Here is a 17,142-nt window from a genome sequence, read left to right as displayed (position 1 = left end):
CCCCCTATAGTCTGTCTTTGATGTCAATCTTCTTGAATTCCGCCGGATACCCATCCACATGGTGGCCGACAATGGTATATTCCTTGTCAGAACCGGTGAAGGAATTTTCCAATTCAAGATAATCCTGGGGGGCAAAGAGGGGAGAAGCACTGAAATCAGGTTTTCCCGTTCCTGATGCATGGGTGAATGTATAGGCAACGCTTTGGTTCTTGTAATTCTGAAGACCATGTTCCAGCATTCCTTCCATTGCGGCCTTCATCGTGTAATGGGTGGAACACATTATAAAACCAAGTTCCGTGAGTTGTTCCATGGTGACAGCGGGGACGCCGTTATCGGCCCGGACATCAGCAAAGATCTTCCAGCCAGGAACAATTTTTGCCATTTTCTTGGCAGTTTCGTAGGTGGTAATCTTTACCATCATTGCAATATCAGCACCCATTTCCATTGCAACCTTGAGCCTTTCGCAACCTTCCTCCATCTCCTGGGGAATATCTGGATCTGCATTGGTGCGTGCAATAAGCAAGCAATTTGTTCCCTTCAGGGCTTCAATGGCAGCTTTCACTTTCGCAAGATACTTGTCTCTCGGCAGAATGGAAGTACTTTCTTCCATATCGGCAGAATCTTCCAACTGAATGGCCGCCGCTCCTGCCGCCGCGAGGCGCTTTGCTGAACGATAGACAGCCAACGGTCCTCCGAAACCATCTTCAATATCAGCAATCAAAGGTATGGAACTGGTCTCGGAAGCACGGCTGACTACCCATTCCAAATCCGTCAAGTTGGTAAAACCATAATCAATTACACCATTGAGACTGATGGATACTTCCCCCCCGCTTAGCAGACTGACGGGAAAACCACACATCTCCACGGTTCTGTTTGAAGCACAATCATACACACAGGGAACCAAAAAGCACTTTTTAGTTTCGTTTAGAATCTCTTTCAACGTTTTTTTGCTCGACATACCGATACCAACCTCCTACAGTTAATGCAAACATTTCTTCTCAACTAATTGAGTACTCCATCTAGAAAACTTGTTGTATACTTTAGCAATATTAGTTATCATACAACCGAATTATCCAGTTGACAACAAAAATTTCCATAAATTAAATAGCGTAAATTAAGCTGGTCATTTCACGGTTTTTCGGGAAATAATAAAAAGAGGGAGGAGTTTTGCATGAGGTATTATCTAGGACTCGACAATGGTGGAACAAGAACCAAGGCCTGTATCTATACAAAAGAAGGAGAGGAAATTTCGAGTGCCTCCTGTTCGACCTCGATGTTCGCCAGGCAACCTGGCTATGCCGAGATCGATATGCAGCAAATGCAGGAAACCAATTATCGGGTAATCAAGGAGGTTCTCGAAAAAAGCAAGATCAACGCCAAGGATATTGTAGGAATTTCTGTTTGCGGTCATGGCAAAGGACTGTATCTGGTAAACAAACAAGGAAAACCTGCAAGATATGGAATTCTGTCCAGTGACAACCGTGCCTGGGAATATCCTCTCAAATGGAAAGCTGATGGTACTGCGGAAAAAGTCTACGGGAAAACCTTCCAGCAGATCATGGCACCCCAAGCGGTTTGCCTGCTTGCCTATCTGAAGGATACTGAACCAAAGAGCCTGGAAAATCTTGGCTGGATCTTTGAATGCAAGGATTATATCCGCTTTATCCTTACAGGAAAGGCCTATGCTGAGTTAACGGATTATTCTGGGGCAAATCTAGTGAATCTCAATACCAAGCAATATGACAAGGATTTGCTCAGGTTGTTCGATCTTGAGCAATTTTTCTTGAATCTTCCTCCTCTTGTATCTTCCACTGATTTTTGTGGGGCAATAACTGAAGATGTTGCCAGAATTACGGGACTTGAACCAGGGACTCCTGTATATGGCGGTATGTTTGACATTGATGCCTGCGCCATTGCGTTGCAGGTTACCGACGAGCAACCCATCTGTATGATTGGCGGTACTTGGAGCATCAATGAATTTCTCAGTAAGAAACCCATAGGTGATCATACGGTGGCAATGACCTCCATTTTCTGCGACACCGCGTATTATTTGGAGGAAGAGAGCAGCCCTACCTCGGCGGTCAACCTGGAATGGTGTGTAAAAACCCTATTGCAAGAATTTACCCAGGACTGCAAGCAAAAAGGCAAGGACGTCTACCAAGAATTGGATACCTGGATTGAACGTATTGCAGACGATGATTCCTATCCTCTCTATTTCCCCTTTATCATGGCAAGCAATGTACACCCCAATGCAAAAGCCTGCTTCATCGGCCTTTCGTATTACCACACGAGGCCTCATCTTCTCAAGAGCGTTTTTGAAGGAGTTGCCTTTTCCCATAGGTATCATCTGGAAAAACTATTGCAAGGAAAGTCAACAAAGACACCAAATATCCGTCTTGCAGGGGGCGTTGTAAATTCCAGGCCTTGGGTCCAGATGTTTGCCGATGTCATGCATTTTCCGATTGAGGTCGTGTCAGTAAAGGAAACAGGGACTCTAGGGTGTGCAATGAATATCGGAGTTGCCACCGGGGATTACGAGAACTACCAACAAGCAGCACAAGCAATGGTGAAAGTGGGCAAGATCATTCGACCCAATAAAGCCAGACAAGAGTTCTATGACAAGAGATACCAGCTCTATCTGCAGTTGCTCGATACCCTTGATCCTTTTTGGGACCAAATCAAAAATCTGTAGACATAAAAAAAGGGGAGGTTGGATGAACCAATCTTCCCTTTTTTTATTGCGGATTTTTATTGCATCTTTTGTCCGTAATAAGCGTTCTTTCCATGCTTGCGAAGATAGTGCTTGTCCAGCAATACCTGTTGCATGGCAGGCACCTGAAAATCCGAGAGCATCAAAGAGTGGTAATCCATCATCGCCACTTGTTCCATCACCACGGCGTTGTGCACCGCTTCCAGGGAATCCTTGCCCCAGGTGAAGGGTCCATGGCTATGCACGAGTACCCCGGGCATTTGCATTGGATCCTGATTTTTGAAAGTCTGTACGATTACCTCTCCTGTCTGTTGTTCATACTTGCCATTGATCTCGTCAGAGGTCATCTTGCGAGTACAGGGAATATCACCATAGAAGTAATCCCCTTGGGTGGTACCCAAGGCAGGAATTCCCTGTCCTGCCTGGGCAAAGGAGGTGGCCCAGGGACTGTGGGTATGCACGATGCCTCCCACTTGCTTGAAGGCACGGTACAATACCAGATGTGTCGGGGTGTCGCTTGACGGGTTCAAGTTTCCTTCCACAACGTTGCCAGTCTTTAAATCGACCACAACCATTTCACGGGCAGTCAGGTGCTCGTAACTCACCCCGGAAGGCTTGATTACCATCAATTCCCTTTCTCTATCAATGCCACTGACATTACCCCAGGTAAAGGTCACCAGATTATACTTGGGCAGCATTAGATTTGCTTCAAACACTTCTCGTTTCAATTGTTCCAACATCATTGCACCTCTTCGAATGTATAATATGCCAACTCATCTGTTTCCCTGTTGGCCGAGATGATGACATCCTTGTCCTCCTGCATGAAATGAATGACATTTGCAGGTCCGCAATTACTGTCGAATACTGTCATCGTGTATACTCCATCAATAATTTGAAGCAGAAAAAGCTCTCTTTTTCCTTTTCGATAACCGCAAACCAAGGAGGGTTTTCCGCAGATGTTCCCACCAAAGAGTGGATGCAGGAACTCCAGTTTTTCTTTGGCAGTCCATATCTGCGTATATTTGCCTTTGATGGGTTTATAGACGGCAAGGGTATCGCCATGGAAGGGAGCGATGATTGCAAGTTCCTTGTTCCCGTCTCCATCGAAATCCACCAAGGTAGCATCACTGACAGGAATATCCAGCAATTGCTCGATTCTCCATTTTTCTCCTTTGGCCAACGGGGGAGCAAACAAGAATACTCCATTATCGGCGGAAATCAATGAAGCCGGGCCATTATCCTTGGCTGTCCTGTAATAACCATGGTTATGGAACAGGCCGTCCTTGATTACTTCAAGAGGCAACTGATGTTCTTCATCGAAAACTGTCAGGTCCTCAGGAAGAATCGCTGCATATACTTTCCCGGCACTGGTCCAATCATCCTCAAATGCATGGCAACTCTTTAAAGTGCAAGCGATGAGATAGTGTATTCCCTTGAAATCATATACATCGAATCTATGCACATGCGGCAGGTTTACCAATACATTTCGTTGCCATCCACTTGGCGTGGGGTGCGCATAGGCGATATATGCTTCTTTGGAATCATTGGGGGAAAACATTTTTTGGGTAGTGATAAAACAACCATCGCTGCCAGGAATCTGGGCCATGCTCATTACACCACCAGGTTCCATCCAAAGTGTTTCCTCTATTTTTCCCTGGGCATCGAATACTCTGCAAGGGCCAGCTTTCTCTCCAGCTGCCAAGAAATGGAAAGTATCCTGCCAGAGCAAAGGAGCCACGCAATAACATTTTTCAATGGTATCGATCTTCTTTTTAGTTATCTTGAGCATATTCTTTTCCTCTCTCCTGTTCCCTGTCCAGTTTGTCCAGGATGTTTCTTGCCAGGGTAGCTGCATTGGTGATTTGGTCACGCCAATCACTGTTGCCTGTATACCAAAGTTCAGTCACATAGCGACGTACTTTCATATTCCAGGTCTTTGCCAGGAGCGTCTTGAAATCCACCTGCCCCGTGCCAAAAGGTATCTCTCGATATTTTCCGGGAACAGTTTCCTTGATGTGTGCCGCCAGTATGTGGCCTTCCCCCGTAGAAAGGTCCTCGACCACACTCTTGCCATATAGCAATGAGGCATTGGTCAAATTTCCCAAATCAGGATAGACCTGCAAGAAAGGAGAGGAAATTGTATTCACATAGTGCATTGATTTTTCTACGGTATCCATGAAAGGGGTCTCCATGGTCTCAAATCCCAAAAGAATTCCTTCCTTTGCTGCCATTTTGGCGGACAATTCCAAATTCTGCTCGAATTCTTTTCTCGTGTCTTCAGTGGAAGGCTCGTAATAGACGTCATAGCCTGCAATTTGAATTATTGGAATTCCTGCGATAGAGGCAAAATCAATTGCCTTTTGCATGATTTCGAGATTACGGGAATTGGGACCACCTAGAGGGTACTTCCTGTGTCCACTTAGGCACATGGAGCCTATTTTCATACCGATTTTCCGACCTGCTTCGACAACAGATAGAATTTCTTTCTCATTCCAATCAAGACGGGCTAATTTGGCTTCGGTCTCATCAATGCTGATTTCCACATAGTCGAAACCCGCATTTTTAGCCTCAACGAACTTTTCGGTCCAAGAGAGTTCGCTGGGCATAGCTTTCTCATAGAGTCCAATCAAATAATGTCTCACTTTGTTTTCCTTTACTTTGCTAAAAGTAATGCTGCTGTATACAAACAAGTTTCACAATTCTTTGATGGAACTACAAACGCAAGGATCAACATCTATTGCTGATAATGTTCATCCTTGGAAAGAATACCAGAAAGTGAAGAACAAGGGCAATATGAATGTATTCACCGGCAGCATTAAATTCTCGAATCAGCAGGGCCCTTCTTTTTCTGAGTTGATTACCATTGTCTTGTATGCAGAGAATGTGTATGTGGGTATCAACGTAGGAAAACTTGATCAGTCTTGTGAGGTTCTCTGCAAGAAAGACCAGCTGCTCTATCTCGATACCAAAGACGATAGTTATTCCCTTATTCCCTCCAATCCAAACATGCCCGTCTTTGAGTTGGCTGTGTTCTCTTCTGGTCTTTCCAGGAATCTTGGTACACATGCGTCGATGAAGCCAAGAGTGCATCCTATAATCTCAAAGCCTTGGCTGGCCTTGAATACGGCTTGTACAAGGATTCTAGGCTTCGCGATGTTCCTGTTGCAGTATATGAATAATGGAAAGATCATTTGCCTCCTGTCTTTGCCAAACGGGCCTTGCACTATTATTCAGAGATGGGCCGAGTGGTGAAGGGTGTTGCTGCCTGGAGACAGGGAGATCTCAAAGCCTTTGGCCAGTTGGTATTTGAATCGGGCTATAGCTCGATCAACTACTGGGAGACCGGATGTCCTGAACTGATAGCTATCTATGAAATCATGAAACATATCCCTGGCATCTACGGTGGTCGTTTCAGCGGGGCTGGTTTCAAGGGTTGTTGCGTCGGACTGATAAATCCGGATTACAAGGAACAGATAGCCGAACAAATGACAAAGGAATACCTTGCACTGTTTCCACAGTACAAGGATATCTTTTCCATTCATTTCTGCAAGACGGATGACGGGGTGAGGGAGATATAACTGGAATTTTTTCAACTGATTTTGCTAGTAGTCTCCTGGCACTAGGCTGGGATGTGAGTAAAGTTTAGGCACCATGAAAAAACCAGAGGCTTTATTTGCTATTCGTAATGATTCAATGGGGGAGTTGCCTTGGGAATTTCACCCTAGAATGATGACATAGTTGTCATAGCTAAAAAGTGCCGCACATTTTATAGTGCAGCACTTCAATTTTTTATAGAAAAACTATGTAAAATGTTATTTTACGGTTTTTCTATCAACCAACAGATACTTTGTCAGCAAGTCTTTATGCGCTTCTGTATAGGACTGTGCCTCGACATCTTTGAACTGTGCAGCAAAATTATTGCTTGCCATTATCGCATTCAAGATATTGACAGCACTCTTTTGTACATCTCCCAAGCTTATGTTGATATTTTGTCCGCTCTTATCCTTTACGGTGCCTAAATACTTTACGGTTTTCGTACCGTCACTATTTATGGTGACTTTCACGCATTTACCATAGGCTTCAATGATTTTGTCAATCCTTGCTTGGTCAACATCAACATCGGCGGCAACTGTGGTCGATATTTCAACGGGACCTTCAGGCCCTGGATTGAATTCTCCCCAGCTATAGATTTCCTTCTGGTAGGTACCGTGTGACGTTGTCTTCTCAATCAATTTCACGTGCGGAACACCGTTTTGAAGGAATGTCGGATAAACCATATCCGTGAAGCCTGTCAAAATTACATTCGGATCACCACCTGACATGATGATATCGTTACCTGCATGCATGGAGTAAATTGGCTTTGATTGTCCACCACCCCAGTCTGTCATTACAAAGCCTGTGAAACCCCATTCACCACGAGGGATATCCGTGCAAAGATCATAATCGTCAGCGGCTGGAATGCCCTGATTCAGATTGTACGATGTCATGATTGCCATCGGTTGCCCCTGCTTTACAGCCATTTCAAAACCTTTGAGATAGATTTCACGTAATGTACGTTCACTTATGGTATTGTTGACTTTATTACGGTTTGTCTCCTGATTGTTACAGACAAAGTGCTTGATCGTAACTCCAATTCCAGGAGTGCTTTGTATACCCTTTGTTGCCGTTGCGCCCATGATACCAGTTAAATAAGGATCCTCCGAATAGTATTCATAGTTGCGTCCACATGCAGGATCTCTCTGTATATTCATTCCGGGAGCAAGCCAAACGCTAACGCCATATTCTTCCATTTCCTGTCCTATCGCCGCCGTAACTCCCATAATGACAGTAGGATCCCAGGTCTGGGCAAGTAGGGTTCCTATCGGGAAAGCAGTGCAATAATGGTAATAATCCACGGTCTTACCGTTTTCCATCAATTGATAGTTCTGTGAAATACGCAACCCGGCAGGTCCGTCTGCCATTACGACACCAGGAAGATACTTGTCGTCAATGTTAAAGGTCTCACCTGCGGCTCCGACTACACTCTTCGCCTGGGCACCTACAAACGTGCCATCATTGTATTCACTGAAGATTGCCGAGGACCCAGAGCCATAGCTGCCAACAACAATATTGGATAATTCTTCAAGACTGAACGCCGAGACGAATTGCTCCATGGTGATGGTTCCGTCATAGACATCCTTCAGGGTGTATCCTGAATAATCAATCAACTTTCCATTCTTATCGGCAAACTTAATTACATTCTCATAATAAGAATGCGTCTTACCACTGTAAGAGCCGATTGTTACGGTTCCGCCCTTATGCAGGTATTTAGTTTCGGTCGTAGCGGAAACATATACATTCACATCTTCACTGTCATACACTGAAGCATTGTCATTTGTCTTAAAGCCACTGAAATCCAGCACCAGGATTTTTGCGTTGGTTATTTCCTCTTTTTCACCTGTATAGCTAAAAGGATCAGCATCACCCTTGCTCAGCTCTTTCAAGGGTTTTTCTTCAGTCATCTGATTGCTCAACCTTTCTGTTACGACAAAGTTATCCAGTTCAAGAATGGCAGCGACAGACGTGTTCCTTGACGAATTACCCACACGAATCACGTAGTTTCCTGCATCCATTCGATAAGAAGCGCTCCGCTCGTCATACGAGGACATCTCCGTAGTCTTGAAGGTAAGGGTAAGGGTTTGGGATTGTCCAGGCTTCAACTCGTCGGTTTTTCCAAACGCCGCCAGTTCCTGGTAGGGCTTCTCGAGCTTTCCATCAGGTGCAGAGAAATAGATTTGTACGACTTCCTTTCCAGAATAGGTGCTTCCTGTATTTGTGACTGTCACGGTAACTGCTACATTATCCTTGTTCGCGGTCACATTATCGACAGCAATGGCAAAATCAGTATAGGAAAGGCCATAGCCGAATTCATATGCGGGGGTAATATTGAACGTATCAAAATATCGGTAACCTACATAGATACCTTCCTCATAATCTTCTTGCATCGCCTCACCATCATGGTCGGCAATTGTTGCGGAAGCCGGATAGTCGTCATACTTTTCTGCCCAGGTTGCAGTAAGTTTTCCGGAAGGTGTCACCTCACCTGCAAGGACCTGTACAACGGCGTCGCCACCGCGCTGTCCTGCTTGGGACATAAGCAACATTGCATCAATGCCATCAATTTCATCATAGAAGTTGGTGTCGATTACACCCCCGACGTTCAATACAACGATACACGTATCAAAATTCTTGGCACATTTTTGGATATTGGCAAATTCTTGGTCAGAAAGGTAGTAATTTCCCTTGGCTATCTCTCGGTCCGAACCCTCTCCGGAAACCCGTGCAACGACATAAACAACGGTATTTGAGCCTTTCGCCTTTGCTCTCTTTATATCTGTATCGGTCACTGCCATATCGTCAAGCATATAATTTCTTGCATGCTTGGAAGCTTCATAACCTTCGTTCCAGGCTTTTCCATATGCATCTATCCATTCAGTTGTCGTAACGGTATATCCCGCATTCTGGAAACCCTGCTCCACGTTCACGGTTTCACGTTCATTCACATCCCCTGATCCAGTTCCACCGGAAATAGTATAGTAAGAACCACTACCAAATAGGGCAATATTGCCATTTTTCTGTATCGGTAATGCATTGTTCTCATTTTCAAGAAGAACCATACCTTGGGTTGCCGCATTCAGCGAAATCTTACTATTGGCAATCTCACGTCCCGAAACCTTTGTTGACGTCATCGGTTGAATGAAAGGCAAATCTTTTGTTTCTTCAGCAGATGTTCCTGCAAGAACAGGGTATGAATCCTTGGCGCCTGCACCGAATAAGACCATACTGTTGCATATGACCAATACAAAGACCAGGGTCTTGAAAATCCCTGTCTTACAATGTTTTTTGACCACTTTGTTCCTCCTTGTGTCAAAAAATGATACTTGATGGAAATAAAAATCGTAAAAACCAAAGAGCTTCAGAAATGGATGCCCTTTTCGAGATGTATCCCCGCCTCCCTCGGAATCTCACCTTGCTTACCAGTTTTCAGCATGTTGAATAGGCATAAAAAGCCTACCCCTAAAGACACTGCGGACAGTGTCGAAAGGTTTGTTTTGCATTCCCTATTTCTGTGCAACTTTGCGTTTTTGGATCTTCTTGGCGATACAATGCTCTATTGAAAATTATCTTATTTTGGAAAAAACAAGGCTTTGAATCTCAAAATACCCCCTGAATTGGCACTCCTGAACTTTTGTTTCTATTTCCAGCGGTAACAAGAAGGCAGTACATTGGTTCCCTCCATTCCTTAAAGGTGATCACTTTCAGATATATTGATTCAAGACAAATCAAGAAACTAATTGCGAGGTTCTGCTTACTGGTTTTCCTGACTGTTCAATTTATTTCAAAGTGGTTATTCCGAGTTTTTAAATATTCTTCTATTCTTTCCTTGGTTTTATTGAGGCCCTTGCATGTATTGTGAAACTCGGAATAACTATCTATTAGCTATTTTTACTAGCAAAACCTAGTATTGTCAAGGAAAACTTTCCTCTTTCTGCTAGTAATTGCGAGTCTTCAAATTTTCCCTATCGTATACTTTGAACATGAACAAGTATCAGGAAAGTACTGGGAGTTTCTGGCAGAGAGTGCTGGATCTTCTTGTCGTGAAGCAACTGTCCCAGTCGGACTTGTCCCGCATGACGGGGCTGAGCACCGGATTCCTTTCCTCGGCAATCAAGAGAGGCAATATTCCTGTTTCCAACAATGCGGTGAAGATTGCTCAGGCGCTCGATACAACAGTCGAGTATCTCGTAACTGGGATAGATAAAAGTGCCTTCGGTGAATTTGCAGACGAACCGGATCTCAAATTGGCTTTTCAGACAATAAAGAAAGGAAAATATAATACCATTATTGCCCAGGCTCTCCCTTTTCTGAATCTTGAGCAACAACAGACAATCCTTGCAGTCATCAAGTCCATGGGCATCCCTATTCACGAGCAATGAGAGCCCGATCGATTACAGAAAACCCAGAGTTGATGACTATCCATGAAAGCATGAAACAAACCCCTGGTATGTATTGTGGTGCTGTGTCGGTTTGATAAACCCGGATTACAAAGAACAGATTGCCGAGCAAATGACAAAGGACTACCTTGTCTTGTTTCCTCAGTACAAGGATATCTTTTCCATTCAATTCTGCAAGACAGATGACGGGGTAAGGGAGCTATAGGTTTTTAACTGAACAAAGAGGGGTAAACCTTTTCATCTTGATTATCCATCAATCCTAATGTACTTGAAAACAAACAACCTCCAAAGATGAACTTTCCCCATAGAGTTGGAGAGTTCTGAGAGCCAGGCTACTGATTGACGGTATTGCACCGGAGACCGGTAACCTAGTTTTTTTGTATTCGCTTGTCATTGGGAGGTGCGGACAAAAAGTTGGACTTTTCTATGATATTAACCCAAGACTCCTACGATATTCCATAGGACTTCTGCCACACAACGACATTTTAATTCTCTCTTCATTGTACCAATAGATATAAGCATCAAGTTGTGCACAGAATTCTTCGAGCGATATTCCAAACCAAGAACGCATATGAAAGATGAGTTGGGAATGATGAAAAACGGCAGGATGGAACTTGTGGATTACGCAAGGATGAAACAGCTGATCATGAATTGGGTTGAGGAGTACAATACTGTATGTCCTCATAGCGTATTACATGGTATGTCACCAATTGAGTATAGAATGAGGACGATGTACCATAACGATTATCGTGTCCAATAAAACGTAGCCAGTTCAGCCAGGGGTGCCGCTTTTTTCTTGGAGAGGAAGTAGCAACTTTGCAACGGTATCAAGGGAGCAATAAAAGACTCTTTCTATGGAGGGTTATCATCTTCCCCTTCTGGAGTTGCCTTGCAAGTCCAATACAGGGAAGTATGTGTGATTCATCCACTTCCCTGTAAATCCACATTCCTGCGTATATACAAGAAAACCTCCTTTTGGAGGTTTTCTTGTTGAAGGGATATAGGCAGGAGACAGTCCTAAGTGTCGAGCTTATCGGCAACATTTTCTTCGAATGTAATTTCCTCGGGATTCTTGATTCCCCAACTTCTAAGTAGACATTCCAGGGTTTCATACTGGTAAAGTGACAGGAACGGCATAGCCTTGGCAAAGCGACTGGCAGGTCGGCTCGTGCAAATGTATCGCACAGACTCTTCCAGTTCCTTGTCCCCGATTTCTTTGTCATGGACATCATACCCGGAAACCAGATATTCCACGGTAGTGTTGAGTGCCGAGGCTATGTTCACGGCCGTATCCGCAAGAGGAATTGATTTTTTGTTCTTGGCTGAGGAAAGGGTACCGTCAGCTATCCCTGTCATATGGGCAAGATTAGTCTGAGACATATTTCGTTGCTTGAGCAGGTAGTCGACACGTTCCCAGAATCCTTCCCCACAATTCTTTTTTCGCATGACTATAATCATAACGGAAGTACCAAAAAACGGAGTGGCAAGTTAAAAGAAAAAACCAAATCTTCTTGACATAAGTTAGCTAAGGGCGTAGAACAATAGTAAAAATACGTAAGTAATTAAATTTGAGGGGGTACATACCATAGGTCTAACTTTTGGACCAAGGGGAGTGCAATCAGATAGTAGGGACATCCATGGCCAGGACTTCGACCATTGCATGCAATTCTTGCAAAATGCGAAATGACAGTGCCCACTTGGGTCAGTGGTGTACCTTTTCTTGGTAATGATCGGTTTCCAGGGTATGCCGCTTGATTGCTGTGACTTGCAGATCTCGACAGGTCTTCCTGATTCCCCAAAAACAGGAATATTCCTCTACCCTTGGTATTTCTTGCGTCAGTCGTATGTCGATCATACGTGTCTTGGATACGTTCGAATTTTAAGGAGGATTGAAGAATGAAACGTTTCATGGCGATTCTGTCATGCCTGTTGCTCCTGACTGGGGTTGGCTTTGCCAACGGTTCCCAAGAAAAGAATAGCGACAGCAAGACAAGCGAGAAGAAAGATAATGTGTTTTGGTTGTATGAAACCACCACACCCGAACATGAACAGCATCTGCGGAAAGACCTTATCGATGTTGTCAATAGCCGGGCAAAGGATTATGAAGTAACAATTCGCTTCGATGCGAACTATGACCAGAATCTTCGTACTGCGATGCTTTCCGGTACAGGACCCGATTTGGTCCAGACGGCAGGTCCCTCGTATGTCCAGGAGTTCGCGAATGAAGGATATCTGTATCCCTTGGATGATTTCGCCAAGAGCTATGGTTGGGACAAGACACTCTTTCCGATGATGTTGCAGCTGGGTACCATCGACGGACACCTCTATGCTTTGCCGAAAACGTATGAAACCATGGTTTTGTTCTACAACAAGACCATGTTCGAGAAGTATGGGTGGGAAATTCCGAAAACCTGGGCTGACTACGAGAAACTCTGTAGCGAGATCAAGGCAAAAGGAATAACGCCGATTGTATCCGGGAATGCCAATTGGCGTCCGACCAACGAGCATTATGTAACAATTTTCTTTAACCATATCGCCGGGCCCGAGAATATCAGGAAGGCCTTGGAAGGAAAATTGCCCTGGACATCCCCTTGTTTTGTCAATGCCACGGAAACCTTGAAACGGTTCTTCTCGGAGTACTTCACTCCCGATTATTTTTCCTATTCGGATGAAGATTCACTCTCCGTACTGGCTTCCGGTGAGGCGGCCATGTATCCGTCAGGGACATGGAATTTCCAGAGGATCGACAACTTCTTCAAGGAAACTGGCGAAGAATGGGATTGGGCTCCGCTTCCTTCCGCTGCGGATGTCCCCTATCCATTATATGAGTTGGGAATCGGGGCTACGTTGTCGATCAATGCGAAATCCAAACGACCCGATGCCGTTGCACAGTTGTTGAATACCTTGTTCAGTGACAAACAAGTAATCGTGAATCTGAATGCCGATTGGCCCGGGGAATGGAATTTGCCGATCAATACATTGAATCGAAAGGATTTTGGTGATCGTATCGATCCCCGGTATGCCCGTTGCATAGACGAAATTGGCGATGCCGTGAATGCCGGGCAGTATGGCTACACCACGTGGACATTCTGGCCGGAGAAGACCGATCAGCTTCTTTGGAATTCCATTGAGAAAGTGTTTCTGGGAACAATGAGTGTCCAGGATTATCTGCAAGGACTTGATAGTGCCTTCCAGGCTGATCTGAAGGCAGGTACCGTACCGAAACTTCCTGATTGATTTTCTGATTGCTGTTTTGAGTGAATACCGTGTCGGTCTGCATATGCCAGGCCGGCGCGATTGAATCAAGAAAAAGGAACATTATCGTGACGAAAAAAATTCGAACAGGCTTGCAATCTTCAGATGGATTGTTCATGGTGCCTGCATTGGTCATCAATTTTTCTGTAATACTGATTCCTGCCATAGCAACTGTCTTGCTCTCCTTTACGGAGTGGAACGGTCTGGGGATCCCTACATTTAATGGGATACATAATTTCATTGAGCTGTTTCATGAACGAAATTTCTATACAGCAATCACGAACAATATCAAGTGGACTATTTTTTTCTTGCTTGTACCTATCATGATTTCTTTGGTAATTGCTGTCATCCTATTGTTCGTCAATCGGGGACGAACAGCCTTGCAATCGATTTTCTTTATTCCCAATATCATCAGCCCTGTTGTCATCTGTGCAATATTTGGGTCCATGATATTGCATCCTCGGAGCGGTATCCTCGGATATATCAATCATCTGGGCATATTCTCGACGAATCTGGTCAATCCCCTTACACAAATCGGACAGTCGATCTGGACTTGTATGTTCATCGATTGCTGGCATTGGTGGGGGTTCCTCGCGGTCATATTCCTTGCGGCGATGAGGCAAGTCGATGAGAGCATCATCGAAGCCTCTGAAATCGACGGTGCCGGGTTTTGGCGCAAGTTCTTCTCGATCATCATCCCGTCTATCAAAAGCAACATCATGTTCATGATGTTGATGACGATCATCTGGTCGTTCTTGACCTTCGACTATATTTGGATTCTCACAGGAGGGGGTCCTGCCAATAGCTCGGAAATGTTGTCCACGCTTTCCTATAGGGCTTCCTTCTATACGCATGAAGTGGGGAAGGGGTCGGCAATTTCTTTGATCATGAGCCTGCTTGCCGGTATCGTGATTGTTTTCTATGTACGAATGCAATTACAGGAGGAGGATGCCGTATGACCTGTCGTCAAAACAGATTCGGAACCTCCATGATGTGGGTGCTTTTAATCCTCATGACCTTGATGACGCTGTTGCCGCTCTCCTTGATGGTCCTGAATAGCTTCAAGACGAGGATGGAAATCACCACCAATCCTCTCTCCTGGCCTAAGGTCCCACAGTTTGCCAACTACAAGAATGCCTGGGTCCAGGGCGAAGTCTTTCATGCGACCGTCAATAGCCTTGTGCTTGTCGTCGGTACGTTGGTGATAACCATTGTATCCAGTTGTATGGCAGCCTATGCTCTTTCGCGCAAGCAGATGCGGTTCACCAATGGCCTTTCCGTTTATTTTCTCGTCTGCAATACGATTCCCAAACAATTGTTCATCATTCCCTTGTTCTTTATGTTGCAGAAGCTGGGGCTTATAGACAATTTGGTTCCGATGATGTTCGTTTACAGTGCGATTTTCAGTCCCTTTGCCATTTTCCTGCTGCATACGTATTTCATTGGGATCAGCAAGGATATCATCAATTCCGCGGTAATTGACGGAGCCTCTTCCTGGCAGGTTTTCTGGAAGATTGTCTTGCCCTTGGTACAGCCTGGTATCCTTACCGTCGCCCTGATTGTAGGGCTTTGGTGTTGGAATGAATTCTTGTTCGCCGTTACGTTCCTGCAATCGGATTCAGTGACGACCCTTGCCGTTAAGTTCTATGGATTTACCAGCAGATACGTAACGGAATGGGGCAGCATGATGGCCTTTGCCGTCATGGTTTCCGTGCCTGTCATCATGTTCTTTGTATTCCTGCAGAATCGATTCATCGATGGTATGACTGCAGGTGGTGTAAAAGGTTGATAAAAGGAGAAATGAAATGAATACAATGTGGCTGACCTATTCTGAATCGATCGCTACCGAATATCGGCAATGCCTGGATGAAGGACTCGAGGTCAAGCAATTCGAAGATGCAGTGAAGACCATAACCGAGATGTTTGCCAATGGCCATGGTATGGAGCAGGAGGCAAAGGCTCTTGCAAAGAAATTGCATGAGGCACCCCGTAGGCCCGACTTTCCCTACAGTGAGCCTTCCGATTTACAAACCATCAAGGCAGAGCGGTGTCTGGCAAACCATACAGACCGGGTTCCTGTACCTTCTGACTTGTACCGCAGTATATACGGAGCCTGGCTGGGCCGTTGTGCCGGATGTCTGCTTGGACAGCCCGTAGAAAGTTGGATGCAAGATAGAATCATCGGAATGTTGAAGGATACTGGTAACTATCCTCCTCGTCATTATTTTTCTTCTGCCGTTTCGTCAAAGATCCGTGAGAAGTACGGTATCAAGGATGAGGGGCATGTATATGGAAGCAATACGGTCAATTGGATAAACAACGTTGCATACGGTCCTGAAGATGACGATACAAACTATACCATACTGAATCTGAAGACAGTGGAAGAGCATGGAAAGAACTTTACGAGCGAGGATATGGCGGAAAGTTGGTTGATGAACTTGCAATTCTTGCATGCCTGTACCGCTGAACGTATTGCCTACCGCAATTTCACCAATCTCATATTGCCCCCATACTCCGCTTCGTACGAAAACGCTTACAGGGAATGGATCGGTGCACAAATCCGTGCAGATTTGTTCGGCTATATCTGCCCTGGGGATCCTGAGGCAGCGGCGGCCCTGGCCTGGAAGGATGCATCCATCTCCCATACCAAGAATGGCATCTATGGGGAAATGTTCATTGCCGCAATGATATCGAGAGCTGCTGTCAGTCATGATATGGTCGATATCATTGAAGCCGGATTGGGAGAGATTCCTGAACATTCACGGCTTTTTGACGCTATTGAAACCGTACTGGTTTGGTTCAAGGAAGGAACGCTGTCTTCTGAAGATTGTCTTACATGTATTCATGCTCGTTTTGATGAGCGGGTAAGTCATGATTGGTGTCATACAATCTCCAATGCCATGATTTGCGTGGTTGGATTGTTGTGGGGGAATGCTGATTTTGAAAAAACAGTCGGTATCTGTGTATGTGCTGGTTTCGATACTGATTGCAATGCCGCCACTACTGGTTCCATTGTCGGAATGATGGTCGGTTCCGAGGCCTTGCCTTCTTCTTGGATTGAACCATTACACGATACGATAAAAAGTGGTATCGATGGTTTCGGGATGATGCGCATATCGGATCTTGCTAGGCGAACGGTCGAATTGATATAGGGATAGCAAAGCTTCCTTTTAACGGTTTCAA

17 protein-coding genes and 1 pseudogene are annotated in these 17,142 nt (G+C 44.9%); 11 read left to right on the top strand and 7 right to left on the bottom strand.

From position 1 onward, the window contains the following. Positions 1–4 precede the first annotated feature (4 nt). Positions 5–958 carry an isocitrate lyase/PEP mutase family protein gene (locus tag ACHZBG_RS06815; protein WP_320128699.1) on the bottom strand — a complete coding sequence of 318 codons (954 nt, stop codon included), beginning with the start codon at positions 956–958 and terminating at the stop codon, positions 5–7. Positions 959–1,171: 213 nt separating this feature from the next. On the opposite strand from ACHZBG_RS06815, the gene ACHZBG_RS06810 reads away from it, so the two are divergent. After that, complete coding sequence (locus tag ACHZBG_RS06810) at positions 1,172–2,692, top strand: FGGY-family carbohydrate kinase (RefSeq protein ID WP_320128698.1); 1,521 nt, start codon at positions 1,172–1,174, stop codon at positions 2,690–2,692. Positions 2,693–2,748: 56 nt separating this feature from the next. On the opposite strand, the gene araD is transcribed toward ACHZBG_RS06810, so the two are convergent. Genes araD through ACHZBG_RS06795 form a run of 3 tightly spaced genes read right to left on the bottom strand, consistent with a single transcriptional unit; the run spans position 2,749 to position 5,352 of the window. After that, entirely contained in the window at positions 2,749–3,450 is a 702-nt protein-coding gene (araD, locus tag ACHZBG_RS06805; RefSeq protein ID WP_320129232.1) for an L-ribulose-5-phosphate 4-epimerase, read from the bottom strand. After that, positions 3,450–4,499 carry a hypothetical protein gene (locus tag ACHZBG_RS06800; protein WP_320128697.1) on the bottom strand — a complete coding sequence of 350 codons (1,050 nt, stop codon included), beginning with the start codon at positions 4,497–4,499 and terminating at the stop codon, positions 3,450–3,452. The genes araD and ACHZBG_RS06800 overlap by 1 nt, the downstream gene beginning before the upstream one ends. After that, positions 4,483–5,352, bottom strand: coding sequence for an L-ribulose-5-phosphate 3-epimerase (locus ACHZBG_RS06795; protein ID WP_320128696.1), 870 nt, complete (start codon positions 5,350–5,352; stop codon positions 4,483–4,485). Before ACHZBG_RS06795 ends, ACHZBG_RS06800 begins: the two co-directional genes overlap by 17 nt. A gap of 151 nt (positions 5,353–5,503) precedes the next feature. Here ACHZBG_RS06795 and ACHZBG_RS06790 point away from each other — a divergent pair, with 151 nt between their 5' ends. Beyond that, the gene (locus ACHZBG_RS06790; RefSeq protein ID WP_320128695.1) at positions 5,504–5,962 is read left to right on the top strand and encodes a hypothetical protein; all 459 of its coding nucleotides are present in this window, start codon (positions 5,504–5,506) and stop codon (positions 5,960–5,962) included. Next, entirely contained in the window at positions 5,947–6,288 is a 342-nt protein-coding gene (locus ACHZBG_RS06785) for a hypothetical protein (RefSeq protein ID WP_320128694.1), read from the top strand. Before ACHZBG_RS06790 ends, ACHZBG_RS06785 begins: the two co-directional genes overlap by 16 nt. Positions 6,289–6,522: 234 nt before the next feature. Here the strand turns inward: ACHZBG_RS06785 and ACHZBG_RS06780 are convergent, their stop codons facing one another. Continuing rightward, positions 6,523–9,600, bottom strand: coding sequence for a glycoside hydrolase family 3 C-terminal domain-containing protein (locus ACHZBG_RS06780; RefSeq protein WP_320128693.1), 3,078 nt, complete (start codon positions 9,598–9,600; stop codon positions 6,523–6,525). Positions 9,601–10,287: 687 nt separating this feature from the next. On the opposite strand from ACHZBG_RS06780, the gene ACHZBG_RS06775 reads away from it, so the two are divergent. Together ACHZBG_RS06775 and ACHZBG_RS06770 are read left to right on the top strand one after the other, a co-directional pair. Continuing rightward, a complete protein-coding gene (locus ACHZBG_RS06775; protein ID WP_320128692.1) occupies positions 10,288–10,686 on the top strand; it encodes a helix-turn-helix transcriptional regulator in 399 nt (132 codons plus the stop codon). 91 nt (positions 10,687–10,777) lie between these two features. Continuing rightward, on the top strand, positions 10,778–10,909 hold the full coding sequence (locus ACHZBG_RS06770) for a hypothetical protein (RefSeq protein ID WP_320128691.1): 132 nt from the start codon (positions 10,778–10,780) through the stop codon (positions 10,907–10,909). 219 nt (positions 10,910–11,128) lie between these two features. Here the strand turns inward: ACHZBG_RS06770 and ACHZBG_RS06765 are convergent. Further along, positions 11,129–11,245, bottom strand: a pseudogene (locus ACHZBG_RS06765) (IS3 family transposase); the annotation flags it as partial. A 30-nt stretch (positions 11,246–11,275) separates the two neighbouring features. Here ACHZBG_RS06765 and ACHZBG_RS06760 point away from each other — a divergent pair. Next, on the top strand, positions 11,276–11,464 hold the full coding sequence (locus ACHZBG_RS06760; protein ID WP_394699340.1) for an IS3 family transposase: 189 nt from the start codon (positions 11,276–11,278) through the stop codon (positions 11,462–11,464). Positions 11,465–11,721: 257 nt separating this feature from the next. On the opposite strand, the gene ACHZBG_RS06755 is transcribed toward ACHZBG_RS06760, so the two are convergent. Beyond that, positions 11,722–12,162 carry a helix-turn-helix transcriptional regulator gene (locus ACHZBG_RS06755; protein WP_320128690.1) on the bottom strand — a complete coding sequence of 147 codons (441 nt, stop codon included), beginning with the start codon at positions 12,160–12,162 and terminating at the stop codon, positions 11,722–11,724. Positions 12,163–12,409: 247 nt separating this feature from the next. Between ACHZBG_RS06755 and ACHZBG_RS06750 the strand changes: the two genes are divergently transcribed. The 5 genes from ACHZBG_RS06750 to ACHZBG_RS06730 all read left to right on the top strand — a co-directional run bounded on the left by ACHZBG_RS06750 (position 12,410) and on the right by ACHZBG_RS06730 (position 17,111). After that, positions 12,410–12,604, top strand: a complete 195-nt coding sequence (locus tag ACHZBG_RS06750) for a hypothetical protein (RefSeq protein ID WP_320128689.1) — start codon at positions 12,410–12,412, stop codon at positions 12,602–12,604. Then, positions 12,601–13,941, top strand: coding sequence for an extracellular solute-binding protein (locus ACHZBG_RS06745; protein ID WP_320128688.1), 1,341 nt, complete (start codon positions 12,601–12,603; stop codon positions 13,939–13,941). Before ACHZBG_RS06750 ends, ACHZBG_RS06745 begins: the two co-directional genes overlap by 4 nt. Positions 13,942–14,027: 86 nt before the next feature. Further along, positions 14,028–14,918: a sugar ABC transporter permease gene (locus ACHZBG_RS06740; RefSeq protein WP_320128687.1), complete on the top strand. Its 891-nt coding sequence runs from the start codon at positions 14,028–14,030 to the stop codon at positions 14,916–14,918. Next, a complete protein-coding gene (locus ACHZBG_RS06735; protein WP_320128686.1) occupies positions 14,915–15,748 on the top strand; it encodes a carbohydrate ABC transporter permease in 834 nt (277 codons plus the stop codon). The genes ACHZBG_RS06740 and ACHZBG_RS06735 overlap by 4 nt, the downstream gene beginning before the upstream one ends. A gap of 16 nt (positions 15,749–15,764) precedes the next feature. Continuing rightward, a complete protein-coding gene (locus tag ACHZBG_RS06730) occupies positions 15,765–17,111 on the top strand; it encodes an ADP-ribosylglycohydrolase family protein (protein ID WP_320128685.1) in 1,347 nt (448 codons plus the stop codon). Positions 17,112–17,142 lie beyond the last annotated feature (31 nt).

This window comes from uncultured Sphaerochaeta sp., assembly GCF_963676625.2.
GTDB lineage: Bacteria > Spirochaetota > Spirochaetia > Sphaerochaetales > Sphaerochaetaceae > Sphaerochaeta.
The sequence above is the reverse complement of the archived record's forward strand: the minus strand, read 5'-3'. Positions and strand labels throughout refer to the sequence as shown.